At 73.4% G+C, this 21,041-nt stretch carries 17 protein-coding genes; 10 read left to right on the top strand and 7 right to left on the bottom strand.

Annotation, left to right across the window (positions count from 1 at the left end):
* Positions 1-69: 69 nt before the first annotated feature.
* Entirely contained in the window at positions 70-1,791 is a 1,722-nt protein-coding gene (locus WMF42_RS33300; protein WP_437686919.1) for a hypothetical protein, read from the bottom strand.
* Positions 1,792-2,218: 427 nt separating this feature from the next.
* Between WMF42_RS33300 and WMF42_RS33295 the strand changes: the two genes are divergently transcribed.
* Together WMF42_RS33295 and WMF42_RS33290 are read left to right on the top strand one after the other, a co-directional pair.
* The gene (locus WMF42_RS33295; protein ID WP_061613025.1) at positions 2,219-3,265 is read left to right on the top strand and encodes a glycosyltransferase family 4 protein; all 1,047 of its coding nucleotides are present in this window, start codon (positions 2,219-2,221) and stop codon (positions 3,263-3,265) included.
* 69 nt (positions 3,266-3,334) lie between these two features.
* Positions 3,335-4,129 carry a class I SAM-dependent methyltransferase gene (locus tag WMF42_RS33290; RefSeq protein WP_061613024.1) on the top strand — a complete coding sequence of 265 codons (795 nt, stop codon included), beginning with the start codon at positions 3,335-3,337 and terminating at the stop codon, positions 4,127-4,129.
* Here the strand turns inward: WMF42_RS33290 and WMF42_RS33285 are convergent.
* The gene (locus WMF42_RS33285) at positions 4,098-4,394 is read right to left on the bottom strand and encodes a hypothetical protein (RefSeq protein WP_437686917.1); all 297 of its coding nucleotides are present in this window, start codon (positions 4,392-4,394) and stop codon (positions 4,098-4,100) included. The two genes, WMF42_RS33290 and WMF42_RS33285, sit on opposite strands and share 32 nt — an antisense overlap.
* A 749-nt stretch (positions 4,395-5,143) precedes the next feature.
* On the opposite strand from WMF42_RS33285, the gene WMF42_RS33280 reads away from it, so the two are divergent.
* The 3 genes from WMF42_RS33280 (at position 5,144) to WMF42_RS33270 (ending at position 7,635) form a co-directional block, all read left to right on the top strand.
* Entirely contained in the window at positions 5,144-5,800 is a 657-nt protein-coding gene (locus WMF42_RS33280) for an RNA polymerase sigma factor (RefSeq protein WP_061613022.1), read from the top strand.
* Positions 5,787-6,938, top strand: a complete 1,152-nt coding sequence (locus WMF42_RS33275) for a hypothetical protein (protein WP_437686915.1) — start codon at positions 5,787-5,789, stop codon at positions 6,936-6,938. Before WMF42_RS33280 ends, WMF42_RS33275 begins: the two co-directional genes overlap by 14 nt.
* Positions 6,939-7,197: 259 nt before the next feature.
* Positions 7,198-7,635: a hypothetical protein gene (locus WMF42_RS33270; protein ID WP_437686913.1), complete on the top strand. Its 438-nt coding sequence runs from the start codon at positions 7,198-7,200 to the stop codon at positions 7,633-7,635.
* Between the two features lie 100 nt (positions 7,636-7,735).
* Here the strand turns inward: WMF42_RS33270 and WMF42_RS33265 are convergent, their stop codons facing one another.
* The 3 genes from WMF42_RS33265 to WMF42_RS33255 form a co-directional block, all read right to left on the bottom strand.
* Entirely contained in the window at positions 7,736-8,047 is a 312-nt protein-coding gene (locus WMF42_RS33265; RefSeq protein WP_155798384.1) for a hypothetical protein, read from the bottom strand.
* Positions 8,048-8,511: 464 nt separating this feature from the next.
* Positions 8,512-9,144, bottom strand: coding sequence for a TonB family protein (locus tag WMF42_RS33260; protein ID WP_437686911.1), 633 nt, complete (start codon positions 9,142-9,144; stop codon positions 8,512-8,514).
* Between the two features lie 60 nt (positions 9,145-9,204).
* Positions 9,205-11,508 carry a glycosyltransferase family 39 protein gene (locus WMF42_RS33255; RefSeq protein WP_437686909.1) on the bottom strand — a complete coding sequence of 768 codons (2,304 nt, stop codon included), beginning with the start codon at positions 11,506-11,508 and terminating at the stop codon, positions 9,205-9,207.
* Between the two features lie 173 nt (positions 11,509-11,681).
* On the opposite strand from WMF42_RS33255, the gene WMF42_RS33250 reads away from it, so the two are divergent.
* The 5 genes from WMF42_RS33250 (at position 11,682) to WMF42_RS33230 (ending at position 17,924) form a co-directional block, all read left to right on the top strand.
* On the top strand, positions 11,682-12,485 hold the full coding sequence (locus WMF42_RS33250; protein WP_437686907.1) for a Uma2 family endonuclease: 804 nt from the start codon (positions 11,682-11,684) through the stop codon (positions 12,483-12,485).
* Between the two features lie 760 nt (positions 12,486-13,245).
* The gene (locus WMF42_RS33245) at positions 13,246-14,922 is read left to right on the top strand and encodes a hypothetical protein (protein WP_437686905.1); all 1,677 of its coding nucleotides are present in this window, start codon (positions 13,246-13,248) and stop codon (positions 14,920-14,922) included.
* Positions 14,923-14,959: 37 nt separating this feature from the next.
* Complete coding sequence (locus WMF42_RS33240; RefSeq protein ID WP_081426772.1) at positions 14,960-15,778, top strand: HmuY family protein; 819 nt, start codon at positions 14,960-14,962, stop codon at positions 15,776-15,778.
* Positions 15,775-17,421 carry an MXAN_6640 family putative metalloprotease gene (locus tag WMF42_RS33235; protein ID WP_437686903.1) on the top strand — a complete coding sequence of 549 codons (1,647 nt, stop codon included), beginning with the start codon at positions 15,775-15,777 and terminating at the stop codon, positions 17,419-17,421. Before WMF42_RS33240 ends, WMF42_RS33235 begins: the two co-directional genes overlap by 4 nt.
* A gap of 77 nt (positions 17,422-17,498) precedes the next feature.
* Positions 17,499-17,924, top strand: coding sequence for an STAS/SEC14 domain-containing protein (locus tag WMF42_RS33230; protein ID WP_437686901.1), 426 nt, complete (start codon positions 17,499-17,501; stop codon positions 17,922-17,924).
* Positions 17,925-17,926: 2 nt separating this feature from the next.
* Here the strand turns inward: WMF42_RS33230 and WMF42_RS33225 are convergent, their stop codons facing one another.
* Positions 17,927-19,516: a S8 family peptidase gene (locus tag WMF42_RS33225; RefSeq protein ID WP_437686899.1), complete on the bottom strand. Its 1,590-nt coding sequence runs from the start codon at positions 19,514-19,516 to the stop codon at positions 17,927-17,929.
* A gap of 490 nt (positions 19,517-20,006) precedes the next feature.
* A complete protein-coding gene (locus tag WMF42_RS33220; RefSeq protein ID WP_437686897.1) occupies positions 20,007-20,651 on the bottom strand; it encodes a hypothetical protein in 645 nt (214 codons plus the stop codon).
* Positions 20,652-21,041: the final 390 nt, after the last annotated feature.

The raw sequence follows: 21,041 nt of genomic DNA, 5'->3' as shown, positions 1-21,041 counted from the left end.
GCGCGCGCCGCGCGGCGGGCTCGAGCGCCGGGCGCCAGCGCGGCCGGCGGGCCGCGCCCGGCGCCGCGATCAGGGGCAGGAGACGTCGTTGGGCAGGCCGGGGGTGGGCGCCGCCGCCCGGAAGCGGCGGCCGTCGCGGCGGCCGTCGGCGCAGCGCTGGATCGACTGCGTCGTCGACAGCGCGCCCGTCGCGCCCTCGTCGACCTGGACGCGCTGGGGCGCCTCCGGATCGCTGGAGATCAGCGCGCTCAAGAGGTCTTCGTCGGCCGCCTCGCCCGTGCCGTAGACCACGGCGTCGATGAGGCGCGTGGCCGTGAGCGGCGTCCCCGTGGGGAAGGCCGCGGGCAGCTCCTGGTACAGGGCGACGGCGTCCGCGCCGTTCTCCAGGTTGTTGGCGGCCTGGGTCGCGTCGAGGAGCACGGTGGGCGCAGGGGTCACGGCGGGGTTGCCGACGAGCAGGAGGCCGTCGCCGTCCGTCGTCCCGTCGAGCTCCACCGCCCGGTACGACGCGTCGCCGCCCGAGGCGTTGCCGTTGTAGAGCACGAGCGTGTAGCCGGCGAGGCTCACGTCCGCCACGCCCGTGCTGACCTCGATGAACTCGCGGTCGTCGTTCTCCGGCGCGGTCGGCGTGTCCGCGTCGAGCTCGTTGATCTGCAGCCGGATCACCGTCACCGCGAACGGCGTCCGCAGTGCGCCCGGCCGGGTCACCACGATGTCCCCCCGGCCGATGTCCGTCGCGTCCGACAGCGCGGGGATCGTGATCTGCGTGTCGGAGTCGATCGTGAACTGTTGCCGCACGTAGCCCACGGTCACGGTCGTCGCCCCGGTGAACCTCGTGCCGGTGAGCACGAGCGAGCCTCCGACGGCGATGACCGGGTAGTTGACCGAGGTGACCCTCGCCGCGGGCCCGCAGGCCGTGCAAGACGAGCCGCCGCAGTCGATGCCGCCCTCGTCGCCGTTCTGGATGCCGTCGTTGCACGCGGGCACCTGGCAGACGTTATCGATGCAGACCTCGGTCGGGCAGTCCGAGTGGGACAGGCATTGCACGCAGACTCCGGCGGCGTTGCACAGCCCTCCGTCGGCCAGGGAGCACCAGGTGCCCACCGCGACCGGCGCGTGGACCGGGGAGCCGTCGCGGCACGAATCGACGGTGCACTGGCTGCGGTCGTTGGGCACGTCGTCGTCGTCGTCGACCTCCACGACCACGCCGTCGCTGTCGCAGAGGCGCTCTGCGCAGTCGCCGGCCATCTGCATCTCCGCGGGGGTCCCCGCGGCCACGGGCCGGGTGGCGCACGCTCCGTCGACGCACGCAGCGACCGCGCACTCGCTCGCGGGCTGGTCGCAGTCCACGTCCTTGGTACAGGTTGCGCCGCCGGAGCCGCCGCTGCCGCCCGAGCCGCCGTCGCCCCCACCGGAGCCGCCGCTGCCGCCCGAGCCGCCGTCGCCCCCACCGGAGCCGCCGTCGCCCCCACCGGAGCCGCCGTCGCCCCCACCGGAGCCGCCGCTGCCGCCCGAGCCGCCGTCGCCCCCACCGGAGCCGCCGCTGCCGCCCGAGCCGCTGCTGCCGCCCGAGCCGCCGTCGCCCCCACCGGCGCCGCCGCTGCCGCCCGAGCCGCTGCTGCCGCCCGAGCCGCCGTCGCCCCCGCCGGCGCCGCCGCTGCCGCCCGAGCCGCTGCTGCCGCCCGAGCCGCCGTCGCCCCCACCGGCGCCGCCGTCGCCGCCCTGTCCTCCAGTGCCCCCCTGTCCGCCGATCCCGCCTGTGTTCTCACCGATCAGGCTGCGATCGGGCATCGTGATCAGCTCGCAGCCCGAGGTGGCCACAAGCGAAACGCTCAGAGCGAGCGCGGAACCGTATCGATTCGATCTCGAAGTCATGGACCACCTGTGTGCGGATTGGCTGGGCGCTCGGGCCCTCGACGCTTCCTGCGCGGTGCCGCGCGCAGGGAGGAGCGGACGGGCATCCTAGACGGACGGGGCGCATCACGAAAGCGCCGCACCGCCTCCGCCGCGCCGGATCGCGCCCGCGGGCAGCCGCTCTGCTGCTGCGCTCGCGGCGCGCCGCCGCCCCCGCGCGCTTCGTCCGCGAGGCGGACGGGCGCGCGGCGGGGCGCGCCCTGCTGGCATGCTCGTTGATGCGTCGATCGCGGGCATGCGCTCCGCCGCCAGCAGGGTCGAGGACAGGCCCCGCTCGCGTCGCGGCGGCCCAGGAGCGACAACCATGCGGATCGGGATAATCTCCACCCCGTTCATCCGGGTGCCGCCCTCCGGGTACGGAGGGACCGAGCTGTTCTGTTATGAGCTCGCCGAGGGGCTGTCGGCGCGCGGACACGAGGTGACGCTCTTCGCGACGGGCGACTCCGCGGTCACCTGCCGGCGCCGGGCGCTCTACGCCGACGCGCGCTGGCCCCCGCTGCCGGAGGACGAGGTGAACCACATCGCCTGGGCGTTCTCGGAGATCGCGCGGGAGGACAGGCTCGACGTCATCCACCTGAACAGCCCGTTCGCCGTCGTGTTCACCCCCTTCGTCCGCGTGCCCGCCGTGCATACGCTGCACCACAAGCGCTGCGAAGAGAGCTCGCGCATCTACGCGCGACACCCGGAGATCGCGTATGTGGCCATCAGCGAGCGGCAGCGCTCGCTGGAGATCCCGCTCCCGCGCTCGTGCGTCATCCACCACGGCGTGACGCCGGCGCGCTATCCGCTGAGCCTCGTCGACGAGGGCTACCTCGCGCACATCGGCCGTTACGCCGAGGAGAAGGGGACGCACCTCGCCCTCGACATCGCGAGGGCCGCGGGCATGCCGATCCGGCTCGCCGGCCGCGCGCACCCCACCGACCAGCCGTATCATCTGCAGGAGGTGGTCCCGCGCCTCCGGGAGACCGGGGCGTCGGACGTCGGGGAGGTGGATCACGACCGCAAGGTCGCGCTCCTGTGCAAGGCGCGCGCCCTGCTCTGCCCGCTCCAGTGGGAGGAGCCGTTCGGGCTCATCGCCATCGAGGCCATGTTCTGCGGCACCCCCGTGCTCGGCTTCCGCCGCGGCTCCTTCCCCGAGATCGTCGACGAGGGCGTCACGGGCTTCCTGGCCGAGCCGGGCGACGCCGCGCGCCTCACCGCCCTCGCGACGACCCTCGCGCGCTTCGATCGCGCCGCCTGCGCGCGCCGCGCGCGCGAGCGCTTCTGCAACGCCAGGATGGTCTCGAGGTACGAGGCGCTCTACCGGAGCTTGATCGACCCGCGCCGGGCCGCGGGCGCCCGGGCAGCGTGAGCCCGCGGAGCGCCGCGGCGGTCCCCCGCCGGTCGCCGTGAGCGCGAGGCGCCGTGGTAAGAGGCGCCCATGAACGAGCTCTTGCAGGCCCTGCTCCGGCGCCCGCCGCTCGGGCGCGCGGCGCGGGCCGCGTCGGACTGGGTGGATCTCCAGCTCACCCACGTCGTCGACTCGCTCGCTCGCCTCGCCCCGCGGGCGCGCGGGCGGCTGCTCGACGTCGGCTGCGGGGACAAGCCGTACGAGCACCTCTTCCGCCCGCACGTGCTCGAGTACCTCGGCGTGGAGCACGAGGCCACCTTCGGCGCCACCGCCGCGCGCGCGCGCGGCAAGGCGGACATGCTCTATGACGGCGAGCGGCTGCCGTTCCCCGACGCGAGCTTCGACACCGTGCTGAGCGCGCAGGTCCTCGAGCACACCCCCCGCCCGGACGCGCTCGTCGCCGAGATGGCGCGCGTCCTCCGCCCGGGCGGCCTGCTCATCCTGAGCGCCCCGTTCTCGTTCCGGCTGCACGAGGAGCCGCACGATTACTTCCGCTTCACCCCTCACGGCCTGCGCGCGCTCTGCGGCCGCGCCGGCCTGACGGTCGAGGAGCTCCACCCGCACGGCAGCCTCTGGAGCCTGCTCGGCCACAAGGTGAACAGCTACATGGCCCTGCGGGTCGCGCGGATCGGCGGCGTCGCGCAGGCGATGGGCAAGCTCGGCCACGAGGCCTCCTCGGAGGTCGGGGCGCGCGTCTGGACGCTGCCGCTCGTCGCGCCGGCCATGATCGCGGTGGCCGCGGGCGCGCGCGCGCTCGATCGCGCGCTGCCCGACCCCACCGAGACGCTCGGCTTCACCCTGGCCGCGCGTCGCTCGCTCCGTTGATGTTCGGCGGGATGGCGACCTGGCGCTCGTTGGCCGGGGTCATCCACTTGATGGCGTTCAGCCAGAAGCGCTCGACCTGATACTCGGGGTGCTCGACCCACCCGCTGTTGTACGTGATCCACTCGTCGCCCCAGACGAGCACCCGGCCATCGCCGGACTCCAGCGCCTTCAGCACGTCATGGCCGCCGCCGGTCGCCAGCGTGGTGCCCTCGCCGACAAGCGGGTAGCCGTTGTCCACGCCGACGGCCTGGATCCCGTCGAGCACCGGGTGCGATCCGCTCCACGCCGTGATCGGGATCGTGGAGCCGCCTTCCTTCGGCAGGATCTGCCCCTCGCCATCGCCGATCCCGAGCGGATCGAGCAGCGTGTTGACGTTCCGGCGCTCCGCCGGATGGCATTCTCCAGGAGGTGCGACGCTCTCGGCGGCGGCCCCGGCGCGCCGCCGGACAGCGTCGATATGAAGCCTCTCAGCGTTTCCCGGAGCGCGTCTCTGCGCAACGCGAAAGAGCGAGCTTCGATGAGAGACGCGTTGGCTGACGTCGTGTGTGCAGTGGTTTTTTGGGGTGATGGGTGTGATGGGTGCGATTGGCGTGATGGGGGCGATGTCCCTGGTGATGTGGAGTGAATTGGAACCTGGGCTCGACCCGGCTTGCGGGGCGCTCGTTCGTGGCGATTCGCGACCGGCCACGGGTCATGCGTTGCGCGGCGGAGCCGCCGAGAAGAAGGCAGAGCCGGCGGCGGTGTTGCCCGGGAGCGGCGCTCGGACGAGGAGACGAACCGCAGACGCCAAGGACGCAAAGGACGCCAGGGGCAGAAAAATTCAGCCTCTCCCCGGGCTGGGCGTCCTTGGCGTCCTGGCGGCTTCTTGATCCGGGGTGCTGCGGCACCGGGCTGCTGCGGTACCCGAGCCCCCCGACGCGCGCCCCGGGCCCGCGCGGGGCGGCGCGCGTGTTCGATCGGCAGACAAGGAAACTGACGGCCGGCTCGTGTGTGATGGCAGCAAGGGACCCGTCCTTGCCCAGCCGCGATCTCGCCTCTTCGAACCTCGCCGAGGTGCTCCGTCCGCTCTCGAGCGAGCAGCGGTCCGACGCGCCCCCGCCGGCCACGGCCTCCGGGCGGCCGGCGAACGCGGCGCCGGCTGCCTCGCGGTCGGCCGACGCCGATGCGGTCGAGGCGATCTACCGCCGACACCACCGGCTCGTGCACCGGCTGGCGCTCCGCTACGGCAAAGGCAACCTGGCGTGGGCCGAGGACGTCACGCAGGACGTCTTTCTCGACCTGTTCAAGGCGCTGCCCAGCCTCACCGATCTCGATGACCTGGAGGGGTGGCTGTACAGGGCCACGACCAACCGCTGCTTCAACCGCCTCCGGCGCGAGCGCTTCCTCTCGCTCGCCCCGGTCCGATGGCTCCTCGGCGAGCAGCCGCAGGAGCCCCGGCCGCCGGACGCGCTCGCCATCGCCCGCGACGACCTCCGCCGCGCGTTCGACGCGCTGAACGCGCTGCCGATCAAGGAGCGGGTCGCGTTCTCGATGTACCACCTCGACGGCAAGGAGCAGGAGGAGATCGGGCGGGTCCTCGGCCACTCGAAGGGCTACGTCTGCAAGCTCATCCAGCGCGCGGCGCGGCACCTCGGCGGCGCCGGATGGAAGGTGGATCATGGCGACGTCTGATCGCGACGACCTCGTCTCGCAGCTCCGGGCGCTCGACGAGCAGCTCGCCTCCGTGACGCCGCGGCCGCACCTCGAGGCGCGGCTCCGCGCGCGCCTCCGCGCCGCGGGGGAGGCCCCGGCGCCGTCCGCGCTGCGGGGCCTCCGTCGCCCGCTGGCGGCCGGCCTCCTCGCGGCTGCGGCGCTCGCGCTCGTCGTCGATGACGGCGCCCGGCGCGCCGTGGGGCGCTGGGGCGCGGCCGCCCGCAGGCTGGCCGCGCCGGCCGAGCCGATCGCCGGCGAGCCCCGCGCCGACGGCGCTCCCGCCGAGCCGCGTCCCGCGCGGCCCAGCGTGTCCCCGCCGCCCGCGCCGGTGGCCCCCGCGCCCGCCCCGCGCCGCAGCGCGCGCCCGCCCGAGGCGCGACGCCCGCCCGTCGAGCAGCCGCCGCGGGCGGACGGGATGGGCCCGCCGCGGGTGGCTCCGGCGAGCCCGCCCGGCCCGACAAGCCCGCCAGCGCAGCCGAGGCGCGGGCCCGATCCGTCTTCCCGCCGCCATCCCGGCGACATGGGGTCGTCCGGCGTTCACGAGCCGCCGATCTTCTCGGTGCTCCGCCCCGAGGAGCGCGTTCCGGGCGCGGCGGGACGCGCTGGCGACGAGGCGGCCGAGCGCACGCCCGAGGAGGAGAGCGCGACGCCCGAGGAGGAGGCCTGCTCGACGGACCTCCTGTTCGACGGGGTGACATGTCCGGACGACTGTACGGGCGGCGTCGTCGGCGACGGGGTGACGTGCCAGGACCAGAACGCGCTGATCGAGCAGGCAATCCCTGTATGTGAGGAGCTCGGGCTGGTCTTGCGCGATCTCCAGGTCGACAAGGCGGACCACGAGGTGTGCGACGGGGAGGTGCTTCAGGCGAAGTACCTCTGTTGCCCGGCGTGGGCGGGGCAACCGGAGGAGCCCAGGCCGCCGCCGCCGTCGGCCGCGCCCGGCTGCGATACGACAGGCGTGGTGGGTGACGGCGCGACGTGCGAGGACCCGGACGCGCTGAAGGACGAGGCGCTCGCGATCTGCACGTCGCTGGGGCTGCCGCTGAGCCACTTCGATGCTTCGACCGCGCCGTGCGAGAAGGGCTCGCTCAAGGCGATGTATGCCTGCTGCCCTTGACCGGACTGCCGGGCGGTAGGGCGGGGCCGAGGCATCGCTCCAGCCAGGCGAGAGGCTCGCGGGGAGCCCGGAGGGCCGGGGGCGATCTCCCGCGGATGTCCTCGCCTCCCTGACGATTCATTTCACCCGACGGCGCGCGCTCAGGAAACCGGAGCCCCCCTCGCGGTTGGATCATGGCGAATGACGACGCGGCGCCGTGCAATGGGCTGTCGCCCGTCGCAGCCATCCTCGCGGCTCACGGCGAGGCAAAGGAAATTCCATGCGATTGGCTCATGACTGCATCACCGCTCTCTCGATCGTCGGCGCCGCGCTGATCGTGGGTTGCTCGACGGATCCCAGGTCCGGTGAGGACCTCGACACGAAAACCGCCGAGCAGGGCGTCGCCCCGGAGAAGGAGAAGAGCGCGACGCCCGAGGAGGAGGAGGAGAGCGCGACGCCAGAGGAGGAGGCCTGCTCGACGGACCTCCTGTTCGACGGGGTGACATGTCCGGACGACTGTACGGGCGGCGTCCTCGGCGACGGGGTGACATGCCAGGATCCGAACGCGCTGATCGCGCAGGGCATCCCCCTCTGCGAGGGGCTCGGGCTGGTCTTGCGCGATCTCCAGGTCGACAAGGCGGACTACGAGGTGTGCGACGGGGCGGTGCTCCAGGCGGCGTACCTCTGCTGCCCGGCGTGGCCTGCGTTGCCGGAGTAGCCCGACACGCCGCCGACCGCGCCCGGCTGCCGGGGACGCGACGCTGTCGCCCTCCGGACGACCGACCACGGGGGCCACCCGGGAGCAGACGGGGCGGGAGCTACTGGCCCGGTTGACCCGGGTCGAGCTCCCTGGCGATGCGCTGCACGCTCTGCATCAACGTCTTGATCTGGTCACCGACCACCGGGCCTGCGTCCTCGACGAGCCCCTCGATCTGCTCGAGCACGGGCGGCAAGCCCTCCGCGGTGACCTCGTGAATGCGCTCTCCTCCGAGCTTCGCCTCGATGCGAGCGAGCTCGTCCTTGAGCTCGCCGAGCGCCTGGGACACATGCTCCCGGTGCTGCACGTGCTCGTGTCGCGAGAGCTCATAGGCAATCGCGATGGCGCTCCGAACATCCCGCTGAACTTCCATCCTCTCCATGCCTTCACCCGTTCCGTTGTCGGCGATGGTCAATCTCGATGCTACCTGCCGCGGGCGTCGCGCTGTCCCGCCTCCGGTGCATCCATCCATGGAGGCGGCTCGCCCTGGTCGTCTGCTGATCGCGCCCGCAGGGCCGATCAGGCAGCCGGCTGTCGCTGTCGGCGCTCGGCGTTCCAGCGTCTCGACATGCAACCGTGTTTGCAGCTTCGTCTCAGCAGCGTCTCACGTGGCTTGTGGTTGTCTTGTCGTGATAGCAGCTTCCGTGCCCTGGCCGGCGTAGCGCCTCCTCCGGCCGAGCCCGAGGGAGCGCGCCGACCGGCACGCGAGGTCAGCGCGGCCCTGGCGGACGATCCCGCCTCAGCTGTCGCAGATCGCCACGCTCCACGGGCGCGGCAGGCCGGCCGCCGTCAGCCCGCTGCGGGACCCGGAAGCGGGGTTTGCGGGCAGGGGCCCCTTCAGGGCTGCACCAGCTCGACGCCGCTGAACTCGATGGGAAAGGTGATGACTGTCGTCACGCCGCCCTCGGGCCTGGGGAACTGCATCTTCTCGAAGGCGTCGGCCACGCAGCGGTCGACCTGCTGGCTCTTCGTTGTCGACTTCAGGACGTCTGCCCTGTTGACCTTCCCGCTCGGCCCGATGGTCGCCTTCACGGTCACCTTGCCCATGAACTTCGGCGAGGTCTTGACGCCGATCTTGTAGCACTCGTCGAACAGCTCTGCGTGCCTCTCCACGACGTCGCGGACCTGCGCCTCCGAGATGCTGCCTCCGAGCGTCCCTGTCGCGACGGCGGCGCCGGGCTTCACGCCCCCGCCGCCGCTCGCGGCGCCCGGCCTCGGCGGGGCGGTCGCGGCCGGCGCGGCCGCCCCGGGGACCTGCGACCCCGGCGGGGGCGCCTCCCCGGCGGCCGGCGCCCCCCCTGTCACCGGCGGGGCTCCCGTGGTCGGGGCGGCGGTGCCCGCCGCGTCGGGGGCGGCCGTGCCCGACGGCTCCGGCGACGCGGGCTGCGCCGGCGCCTGGGCGGACGGCGGCGCGGCGCAGCCCGCCGCGAGCGCGAGGACCAGAACCAGACCTGTTCGGCGAGAGCTCATGCCCGAAGGTAAAACCCGAATGCGGGCCCTTGTCCACGAGGATGGCGGCGCGTCCCCCGCTCAGCGCAGCCGCAGCACCTCGACCTCCGAAGCGCCCCCGCGGTCCACGAGCCTCGGCGCGCGGCCCCGCTCGCGCGCCCTCATCGATGCCCAGAACACCTCCGTCCCCGGGCGTTTCCGGATCGGCACCGGATCGGCGTAGAGGAAGCCCGCCCTCCAGCGCTGCGGCGAGATCGCCGTCGGGAGGCCGACATCGCGGGTGACCGGGTCGGCCATGGTCGTCGACAGCGGGGCGCGCTCGACGACCCGGGAGCGCACCGCGAGCGCCACGTCGTCCGCCGCGGGGCCGCCCGCGCGCACGAAGATCGTGAGGAGCGAGCGCGCGCCCTCGTGGAACGTCGTCCCGAGCAGCTCCGTGCCGTCGTCGAACCGCGCCCCGAGCGGCGCGAGCGCGGCGCTGATCTCCGCGAAGAGGGCCGCCGCGCGCGCGCCGTCGCCCGCGGCCAGGGCGATGTTGTGCGCGATCCGCTTCTGCTCCAGCGTCTCCGGCGCCTCGGCCGGCGGGTCCGCCGGCTGTCCGAAGTGCGCGCGGAGCTCCCACGTGAGGAACGGATCGGGCACGATCTCGCGCTCGGGCTCGGTGCCCGAGACGAGGTACCAGGCGAGGAGCCCCGGCTCCCGCTCGCGGAACGAGAACGCCTCGATCCCGCGCGCGCGGGCGACGTCCGCGCCGACGTCCGCGCCGACGTCCGCGCCGACGGCCGCGCCGAGCGCCCAGAACGGGCCCACCGCGGTGATGTCGAAGCGCCGCGCGAGGCTCGCCTGGTCCCTGTCGAGCATGAACCGCGTGTCCGCGAGGTAGGCGCCGCGCGGCGGCTCCTGCCTCGGCGCGGGGCGGCTCGTCCTGACGACGCGCCCGCCGAGCGCCCAGACCTGGGCCCAGGTGGCCTTCATCCCCTCGTGCAGCTCGACGGCCGCGTCCGCGGGCAGCCCCGGCGCGAGCCAGCGAAGGAACGCCGTCTTCGCCCCGTCGGAGTCGATGAGGTGCCCCCGCTCGTTGAAGCGCCCGCCCGTCTCGCGCGCGTAGCGCAGCGCCGGGAGCCCGTCGCGCAGGACGACGGCGAGCGGCGCGAGCCACAGCGCGAGCGCCGCGAGCGCCGGCCACGGGGGCGGCGGGGCGGCCGACGTCGCGCTCGGCCCGTCGTGCCGCGTGGCGGTGGCGCGCTCGAGCAGCGCCGCGCCTGTGTCGACGAGGGCGGCGGCGGCGAGGGCGAAGTACGCGCCGAAGTAGTGGGGCCAGAAGATGTGGATGTCGGCGCCCTGGCGGAAGACGACGTACTGCACCGTCGCGGTCGCGAGGTAGAGCAGCGGCAGCGCGTCGTGCTCGCGCCGGAGCAGGGCGAGCCGCGCGGCGCAGACGATCGCGCCGAGCTTTCCGGCGGCGATGGCGACAGGCGTGAACGAGAGCTCGATCCAGTACCGCCGGCTCGCGAGCACCTCGCTGAGCGGCTCGTTGTTGCCCGAGGAGCGGAACCCGTAGCTCGCCAGGAGGTCGCCGAGCTTGCCGGCGTGGTGGAAGAGGGCGAGGTAGAGCGCGGCGGTCAGCGCGGCCGTGAAGGCGGTGAGCACCCACCACTGCGCGTAGCGCCGCTCGTGGACGGGGCCGAAGACGCGCTTCGGGAGCAGGTACGCCCGGATCGCGCCGAACACGAGCAGCCCGCCCGTGAGCACGAACGCCGGCCAGTCGGCGTTCATCCCGAGCGCGAGGCCGAGGGCGCTCACCGCGAGGTAGCGGCGCCGGGACGTCTGCGTCATCCGGACGTACCCCCACAGCCCGAGCAGCGTCCAGGCCATGACAGGGACCTCGAGCGCGTTGAGGTTCGCGAACGACAGCGTGATCGGCAGGACGACGAACGCCGCCGCCGCGGCCGCCCCCGCGGCGGGGCGGTAGATGCTCCGGCCGATGGCGTAGAGCAGGGGCGGCGTCGCGGCGCTGAGCAGGACGGCGGGCAGGCGGCACAGGACGTCGTGCCGCCCGAAGACCTTCATGAACGCGGCGCTCGTCCAGAAGATCCCCCACGGGTGGTGGCAGTAGTACATCTCCGGCGGCGGCCGGCTCGCCGTGTACTCCCAGACGGGCCCGACGATCTTCCAGCGGAGCATGTTCTCCGCGATGATCCCGACGCCCGCCGACGACGCGTAGTGGCCGGCGAGGAGGGGCCCGAACATCTCCCACGCCGCCGCGAGCGCGAACCACGCTGTCGCGATCGCTGTGACGGCGAGCGCCGCGCGGGTCTCGATCCGGGACGCGCAGGGGAGGCCACGGAGGTCGGTCGGGCGGGGGGCTGGGCGGGGCGGCAGCAAGGCGCGCGCAGCTTATGTCGATGGAGCCCTCTGGAGAGGCGAGAAGTTCCCGCCGGGCGCGTCGATGTGGGGCCCGCCCGGGCGTGCGTCTACCTCGCGCACGCGGCGGCCCGTGGCTCGGCGCCTGGCGCGGCGCGGGCCGCTGAGCGGGCGCGGGTCGGGTAGAATGGGGCATGTCGATCGAGGCGCACAGGCAGGAGCATCGGCGGGCGCAGGGCGACGGCAGGGGGCGCGACCCGACGCACTATCCTGTGGAGAAGAAGATGGGGGAGGACTCGCTTCAGACGTGGATCGTGGAGCTCCTCCGTCCGCTGATCGAGCGCTGGTACAGCGAGCTGGGCCGACCGAGGTTCGTGGGCGCGGACCAGTTCATCTACGACCAGCAGTTCGACCCCTCGAAGGTGGTGGCGCCGGACGTGTACGTCCTGCCCGGCGTGGCGCCAGGGCGTCGCGTGCGTAGCTGGAAGGTGTGGGAGACGGGGATCGCGCCGAGCTTCGCGCTGGAGGTGGTCTCGTCGGACGACCCATACAAGGAGTACGCGGACGCGCTCGAGCGCTATCGCGAGCTCGGGGTGAAGGAGCTCGTGATCTTCGACCCGGACTGGGAGAAGAGCCGCGACCGGGTGCGCTGGCTGCGCTACCGCAGGCTGAAGGCGCGCGGGTTCGTGCGGGTGGAGGCGACGAACGTCGACCGGATCTACGCGCGGGTGCTGGGCTGCTGGCTGCGGGTGACCGGCGATGGCGAGGAGGTGCGGCTGCGGCTGGCGACGGGCCCCGAGGGCGAGGAGCTCTTTTCGGCGGCGGCGGAGGCCGAGCGCGTGGACGTGGAGGCGGAGCGCGCGGCGAAGCAGGCGGAGCGCGCGGCGAAGCAGGCGGAGCGCGCGGCGAAGGAGGCGGCGCTGGAGCGCATCGCGGTGCTCGAGGCGCAGATCGCGAGCGCCGCGGAGGCGGGCGGCAAGGGACCCGGAGCGCAGTGATCATTCATCACAGCGCTTCCACCAGGCCGCGGACTCACGGCGATGCCGCATGAGGTGAATGCCGCGACCTCTCGGCGCAGGCTTCCGAGGCCTCGGGTTCGGTTCTGGATCGACGCACACCCCCTCGCGAGGGGCTGCGGGCACATCGCGACCTCTCCGCGCGGGCTTCCGGGGCGTCGGTTTCGGTTCTGGATCGACGCACACCCCCTCGCGAGGGGCTGCGGCACATCGCGACCTCTCCGCGCGGACTTCCGGGGGGTCGGGTTCGGTTCTGGATCGACGCACACCCCCTCGCGAGGGGCTGCGGGCACATCGCGACCTCTCCGCGCGGGCTTCCGGGGGGGTCGGTTTCGGTTCTGGATCGACGCATACCCCCTCGCGAGGGGCTGCGGGCACATCGCGACCTCTCCGCGCGGACCTCCGGGGCGTCGGGTTCGTGTTTGCGTCGGACGCCAGGTTCGCGCTGAAAGGCGCGCGGGGCCGCAAACCGGATCTGTCGGTGTTCTTGCCAGGCAGCCCCAGGCCCCCCGCCGCGGCGCCGCCCGCTTCCGGCCCCGAGGATGAAGCAGCGCGCTGACCCGCAGACCCGCAAGTCCACCGAGCTCACGGCAGCGTGCGCCGCGTTCCGGCGACGATTCCGCGCGCTCCCCTCGACGCGACGGACCGCCGCGACGGGCGCCGCCGCCGTGAGCTCACGGCGGCGTCAGGCCACGGCAGACGCAGTCCCTGCGCCGTCCCGAGATGGTAGCTTCCCGCCACCTTGGGTAACCCGTCCCCCCCGGCGGAGCCTCCGGCGGCGCCCGGCCGCCCGCGCCGCGCGCCGCTCTCCGGCCCGCTCCGCCGCGCGCTGACCGCCGCGCGCCGCGCCCCGCTCGGCGCGGCGCTCGCCCTCGTCGTCATCACCGTCGCGGTCTACGTGATCGCCGTCCCGCTCGCGGTCGCCCGCTATCCGCCGATGACCGACCTCCCGTTCCACGCGGCCCAGACGGCGGCGCTCAGGCACTACCTCGATCCGGCGTGGCACTTCCGCGAGCAGTTCGCGCTGCAGCCGCTCGCGGTCCCGTACATGTCCATGTACGCGCTCGGCGCCCTGCTCATGCTCGTCCTGCCGCCCGCGGCCGCCGTGAAGGTCGCGGCGGGGGCGATGCTCGCGCTCCTGCCCGCCGGCCTCGCCGTCCTCTTCCACGGCCTGAAGCGGAGCCCCCTGCTCGGCGTCCTCGGCCTCGTCCTCGTCTGGTGCAACCTCACGCACTGGGGCTTCCTCAACCACATGGGCGCGCTCGGCCTCTTCGCGATGGTCGTCGGTCTGACCCTCCTGCTCGTCGATCGCCCCTCGCGCGGCCGGCAGATCGCGCTCGCCCTCGCGCTCGTCGCGCTGTTCTTCACCCACGTCTTCCGCTTCCCGTTCGCGCTCGCCGCCGTTGTCGGCGCCGCGATCGTCGTGTTCCCGGCGACGCGGCGGCTCCGCCCCATCGCGCTCCCGCTCGCGCCCTCGCTCGCCCTCTTCACGGTGTGGCTCGCGGTCCGCACCGACACCCTGCACGCCGCCCCCTTCGCGCCCGCGCTGCACTGGGAGCGGCTCGGCGAGATCCCCTCGCTCCTGTTCACGAGCTTCACGGATCCCGCCGAGGCGGCGGCGGCCCGGCGGGCGGCGCGCCTCGTGCTCGCCGCGCTGCTCGTGTGCGCCGCCGGCGCCGCCGCGCAGCTCGCCGGCGCCTCCCCGGGCCCCGCGCGCTCGCCCGCCGCGGACGCGCGCGACAGCGCCTTCGCGCGCCTCGCGGCCCTCGTCCCGGTCGCCTGCGCTGCCGTGTTCCTGGGCCTGTTCCTGATCCTGCCGCTCCAGATCGGCCTCTGGTGGTACGTCTACCCGCGCGAGATCGTCGCGGCCCTGTTCCTCGCCCTCGGCGCCTTCCCCGACCTGCCGCGATCGCCCTGGCTCAAGGCGCCCGCCGTGCTCGCGCTCTCGGCCGCGGCCATCTCCCTCGGCGCCGTGGCGCAGGACAACTACCGCCGCTTCGACGAGAGCACCCGGGACTTCGACGCCATCATCGCCCGCATCCCGCCCGCCCCCAGGCTGCTCTACCTCGTCTTCGATCACGGCGGCTCGACCCGGACGACGACGCCGTTCATCCATCTCCCCGCCTGGGTGCAGGCCACGCGCGGCGGCTGGCTCAGCTTCCACTTCGCCGTCTGGGACGCCTCGCCCGTCGCCTACAGGCCCCGCTCGGAGCCGGGCGCCGTCGTCCCGCCGCCCACGCCGCTGCGGTGGGAGTGGACGCCGGAGAAGTTCGACGTGCGCCGCCACGGCGCCTTCTTCGACTGGTTCCTCGTCCGCCGGCGGGCGGGGGCCGATCGCCTCTTCGCGAAGGACCCGAGCATCGTCCCCGTCGATCACGTCGGCGACTGGTGGCTCTACCGGCGCAGCAGCGGGCCGTAGCGCGCGCCCCGACCCGGGCTCTGTTACCATGCCGCGCATGCGCACCGCGCCCTCGTCCGCTCCCGCGCTCCTCGCCGCCGGCTTCGCCCTCCTCGCCCTGTGCGCGTGCGGCTCCGACGACCCGCCGGACGCGGGCGGCGAGGGCGGCGGATCGAGCGCGGCGGGCGGCGGCGCTTCCCCGGAGCCAGGGCCGTCGTGCGTGGAGCCGACGCCGGTCCCGTGCGAGGACGATGTCTTCCAGCAGATGAACCTCCAGGCGACCGTGGCGCCCGGGGAGATTCGCAGCGAGCCGGACGGCGGCGGGTTCCGCTCCTTCATCGACGCCACCGCGGGCGGCGCCTTCGCCTCCGAGCCGGACGCCTACGTCTATGCCCGGTTCACCGACGGCGGCCTCGAGAAGGTCGAGCTCTCCGACGAGGAAGCGCTCGGATCCATGGACTGGGACATCGCGTTCCGCCGCTACGTCGTGCGCATCAACAGCGGCCACTCCGGGCCGTCCTGCGTGACGGCGGCGCGGCTCCCGGGCACGCCGGACTACGACGCGCTCACCGAGGTCCCCGCGGACCCGAGGCTCCGCCAGGACGAGTACTTCACCGAGAGCTGCGAGCTCATCCCCGACGGCTCCGGGCTGGAGTCGCCCGCGACGGCGCTCTCCGGCTACTGGACGTACCCCGGCTGCGTGAAGATGAGCGGCTTCGTCTACGTCCTCGGGCTCGCCGACGCGCGCATGCTCAAGCTGACCGTCACGCACTTCTACAACGACGAGGCCCAGGCGCAGTGCCAGGAGACCGGGATGGTCCCGATGATGGACAACGGCTCCGCCAGCTTCCAGATCCGGTGGGCCTTCCTCCCGTGACGCGGAGCCCCGGGGCCGCGGCCTCGCTCGCCGCCCTGCTCGCGGCCTGCGCCGCCGGCGATCCGGCCGCAGGGCCGATCGACGGGCCCACGGCGGCGCCGCTCGACCGGCCCGACACGCGCGGCACCCAGCTCCAGTTCCGGTTCGATCCGGACGACGTTGTCGAGACCTTCGCGTCGGCCTCGGGCAGCTTCCTGATCCACTTCGCGCGCGAGGGGCGCAGCGCCGTGCCCGCGGCCGACGCCGACGCCACGGGCGTCCCCGACTTCGTCGAGGAGGTCGCGGCCGTCTACGACGAGGTGATCGTCCACTACCGCGACGTCCTCGGCTTCCGGCCGCCGGCCAGCGACGAGGACCTCCCCGACAACGGCGGCGACGGCCGCTTCGACGTCTACCTCGTCGATTTCGCCGGCATCGGCGACGGGGTGTTCAGCGTCGACGCCTGCGCCGAAGTCGGCGGCGAGGACCGCTGCGTCGGCTTCATGACGCAGGAGAACGACTACGAGGGCTACGGCTATCCGTCGACGCGGACAGCGAACAGGATCCTCGGGAGCCACGAGCTCTTCCACGCCGTGCAGGCGGCCTACGACAACGATCAGGACACCCTGATCCAGGAAGGGACCGCTGTCTGGGCGACCGAGTCGTTCGACCCCTCGCTGCGGGACTTCGAGGCCTTCGTCGACGGCTACCTCTCGAACGTCGATCGATCGCTCGACGTGCCCCTGGGCGGCCCCGTCGACCCGTTCAGCTACGGCATCGCGCTCTTCTTCCAGTTCCTCGAGGAGCGCTACGGAGAGGGCACGGTCCGCTCGCTCTGGGAGCGCGTCGAGGACGGCGCGTTCGGCGAGGCGGATCCGGTGTGGTTCGAGCAGCTCGATCCCTTGCTCTCGGCGCGCGCGCAGGCGACGTTCGGCGAGGCGTTCGTGGAGTTCGCCACCTGGAACCTGCTCACCGGCGCCGCCGCGGATCCCGACCGCTCCTACGCCGCCGGGGCCGGCTACCGCGGGCTCGCCCCGCAGGAGGTCGCCGCGCCGTACGCCGATCGGCTCCGCGTGTTCCACGCGTCGGCGCAGTACTTCAGCGTCCCGCCCGACGGGCGCGCGACCATGACGGCGGCGCTCGCGGCGCCCGCGGGCGACCCGGCGCAGCTCGACGGGCTCACCCTGCTGCTCGCGGCGCGGCGCGGCCGCGCGTACGGCGAGGTCGTGCGCGCGGGCGACCTCGCCGCGGGCGCGGAGCGGATCGACACGGCCGGCGCCGACGACCTGGCCGTCGTCGTGGTGAACGGCTTGCAAGACGGCGAGTCGCGCAAGCCGACGCTGTGCATCGGCACGGCCGACGAGGTCGCCGCGTGCCGCGCCGCCGCGGAGGGCGGCGGTGGCGATGGCGGTGGTGGTGGCGAAGGCGGTGACGATGGCGCAGGTGGTGGCGGTGCGGCGCCGACCGGCGGCGGCGGAGAGGGCGACGTCGACGAAGGGTGCGGATGCCGCATCGGATCGCCGAGCGACGCGGCCGGAAGCTCCGCCGCGGCCGCTGGCTTCGTGCTGGGCGCCTCGCTGCTCGGGCTGGGGGCGCGCCGGCGCAGGCGCACGGTCGTGCTGGGCCGGATCGTCGCCCTGCGTCGCCGCAGCGAGCCTCGATGACGTGATCGGGGGCCACCCGCGCTGGTCGCCGTGAAACGTTCGTCCCGCGCTCCGCGCAGCGAGCTACGATGCTCCGCATGAGCGACCCCAGCCGTGCGGGCGTGAGCCCCTGGTTTCACGAAGATACTGACGGGTTTCTCTGCACCGATGTCGAGGGCGACCTCCTGGAAGACGCGGCGCGCACGCTCGCCGCCGCGTGCCAGCGCATGAACGACAGCGGCCGCGAGGTCCTCGTGTTCTGCGATGCGCGCCACACCGGCACCGTCCCGCCGTCCTCGCGCAAGGCGCTGGCAGAGGGGCTTCGCCACGTGCGCTTCGCCGCGGTCGCGATCTTCGGCGCGAGCTTTTCCGTGCGCGTCATCTCGACGCTCGCCATGAAGAGCGTCCAGATCCTCACGCGGCAGTCCTATCCGGTGGAGTTCTTCGACACGGAGGCCGAGGCGCGCGCGTGGCTCCTCGCGCAGCGGGACGCGATCCGCGCCCAGCGGCGGCCGGTCGCGTGACGTCACCCGCGCCGGCGGCCCGCCCCGCGCCGGCGCGCCGCCGCGGCCAGGCCGAGGAGCGCTGCGGCCACGAGACCGCGGCGCTCGCCTGACCGCGCGCCGGCCGCCGCGCACGCGCAGCCGCTCTGCTCGGCCTCGCCGCCGGCGTGCTCGCCCTCGCCCTCCAGCGGCGGCGGCGGCGGCGGCTCGTCCCCGAGCACCTCCCGGAGCGCCGCGACCGGATCGATGATCCCGTACCCGAAGATCGGATCGTGCCCGCTCTCGTCGGGCGCCGCGTACGGCGCCGGCCGCGCCGTGCGGATCATGAGGTCGTAGAGCTCGCCCGCGGTCAGCTCGGGCGCCGCGCTCACGAGCAACCCCGCGACGCCGGCCGCCACCGGGCATGCCGACGAGGTGCCGCCGAACAGCGATGTGTAATCGTCCGAGGTGTCTCCCTCTCTCCCGGCGATGTCGGTGGTCAGCGTCCCTGTGGGCGCGACGAGATCCACGGAGCTCCCGCGGTTCGTGAACGACGTCTCCTCCTCCAGGTGGTTGACGGCGCCCACGGTGAGGACGCCGCGCACGGCCTGGAGCTCGTCCTCGCCGATCTCCCGGTCGTCGTTGCCCGCGGCGAAGAGGATGAGCGCCCCTTTCCCGTCGCGGCCGGCCTCGAAGAGGCGGTTGATCGCGTCCTCGACAACGCGGGGGACGGGCATCGGCTCGGCGTATCCCCAGCTGTTCGACACGATGGAGGCGTTGACCTGCAGGGCGAACTCGAAGGCGTCGACCGACTGGGAGATGGGCCGCGGCTCGTCGTCGAGAAGGCGCACGCACCGCACCCTGCAGGCGGGGCAGCCGCCGGCGATGCCCACGCCGTTGTCGGTGTCGGCGGCGACCAGGCCGGCGCAGGCCGTCCCGTGGCTCACGCCGGCCTCGCCCGGCTGGTAGGTGGGGTCGTCGTCGCCGTCGATGACGTCGCGGCCCGGATCCATCTTCGCGGCGAGGTCGGGGTGATCGAGGTCGCAGCCGGTGTCGACGACGACGATGGATGTGGCCGCGTCTCCCCGCGTGCGCCCCCAGGCCTCTTCCATCCTGAGGTCGTCGAAGTACCACTGTCCTGGCAGGCGCGGGTCGTTCGGCGTGAACGGCGCCCCGCGCGCCGCGAGGCGCACGTGCAGGTCCGGGATCGCCTCGCGCAGGAAGGCCGGCCGCGCCGCGCCCTGCAGGCGCTCGGCGAGGTCGAGGCCGTCGCCGCCGCCGGCATCCCTGACGAGCCAGAGCCCGATCGAGGCCATCAGCGGTCTCACCACCTCCACGCCCGCCGCGGCGAGCGCGCCCTCGGCGCCCGGCTCGACCTCCACGATCGCTGTCGCGCCCACGCTCGCCTGGACTGTCCGTCCGCCGGGGTAGTGGAGCCGCACCGGCGCGAGCGCGCTGCCGGACCTCTCCAGCGCTGCCGGCCCGAGCCGCTCGACCGCGACGCGGCGCCCGCCGTCGAGGAACGACGTCGTGCGCGCCGCGGCCGCGGGCCGGCTGGCGAGGGCGTCGCCGGTCCCGGTGGCCACGAGCAGGAGCGTCGCCGAGGAGAGCGAGGTCAGGGCATTGCGTCTCATCGCCCTCCTGGATCTACAGGACCGCGCGGCATCCTACCAGGGCCGCTCAGGCGTGGTGCTCGGGCGAGAAGGATACAGATTGCCAGGGCGCCAGGAGGAGAAAGAGCCGAGGCATCCCTCGGATTCTTCGAAAAGCTCACAGGGAGACGGGGAGGGAAATCTTCAGATACTCTCTATCTCCCCGCCTCCCTGTTCAATTTCTGCTGAAAATGGCTGCAAAACGAGGCGATCCTCAGGAGGAAGAGAGCAGAGGACGTTGAGTCTTGATCTCTTCTCTCTCTCCCTTGCGCCCCTGCGGTTCTCTTTTTCTCTCTATCTCCGGGCCGCTCGGGCCGCTGTCCCTGCGTATCGTGCTCGTCTCTGCTTCAAGAAGAGAGAGCGAACCACAGAGGCACAGAGGGCACAGAGGAAAGAGATGAAGAGATGCGGGGGAGCGCGGTTCGTGCGTGGAGGGAGCCCTGTCCTGGCGGGCAGGGCGGGGCGGCGCTGGTCAGGCCTTCTGGGCGCCGCGGATCACCATCGATACGAGCAGGTCCATCAACCGCGAGAGCTCCTCCCGGGTCGCGCCGTCGGGGAGCCCGGCGACGCGCGTCGCGACGCGCTCCAGGAACTGCTGCCTCGCCCGCTCGAACCCCGGGGCCTGCTGGTCGTGCAACGCGCACGTCACGAGCTCCTGATCGAGCTGCCTCCAGTAGAACTTGCCGTCGACGGTCGTGGCGCAGAGCCTCCCCGTGAACCCGACCACCGCGCGCGCCCCCGCCTCGAGGAGCCTGTCGAACAGCGGGCCGCTCGCTGTCTCGCCGCTGCAGAAATAGAGCACGCGACCGCGCGCCCAGAGCTCGATCTCCTGAGCCGGGATCTCGTGCGAGATCAGGATCCCGTCGGGCGACTCGTCGTCGACAACACAGCTCGTCCTGCCGTGGGACGACACGACGATCGCACGGAAGGGGTTGCCCGCGCCCTCCGCGCGGGCGATCTGGCGGAGGATCCTCCTCCGCTCCGCGCTGGCGCGCCCGAACGGCACGATGGAGAACTGCTCTCCCATACGACCATAGAGCTGCGTGCGGCCAGCGGCGAACCAGGCGCTGTCCGGATCGAAGGATGTATCTATCGAGAGTACAGGTCGAGCGGTCATCCTACCTCCGTCGAAGATCCCCTCTGGGCGCTGTCCAGCGCTCGCCCGCACCGGCGATCGCCGCCACAGGCCGCGCCCGCCGCACCGAGCAGCCAGCGCCTGGCATCAGATCATCTCTACCAGCTTCCTCGCCACACCCCCGGCGCCCGATGCCGTACCGGACTCCAGCCGCGTGAATCGCGGCAAAATACAATAACAACGGTACGGGAACTCCTTCTACAAAAATCGTATTCGACCGGACCGTGTTCTTGCTTGCTCCTCGCTCGCGGGGAGCACGCGACGTTCTCGTGGGGTCTGGCGTGAGCTCTGGGACGCGCGCATTGCGTCCCGGTGTCATTTCCAACAATCGCTTCGCGGTCCCGGGCTCACGAGGGCGGGGGGCGAAGGGGC

It is taken from the genome of Sorangium sp. So ce176 (assembly GCF_051519835.1).
Taxonomy (GTDB): domain Bacteria; phylum Myxococcota_A; class Polyangia; order Polyangiales; family Polyangiaceae; genus Sorangium; species Sorangium cellulosum_G.
Note: the sequence above shows the minus strand (reverse complement) of the source record. Positions and strands in the feature narration are given on the sequence as shown.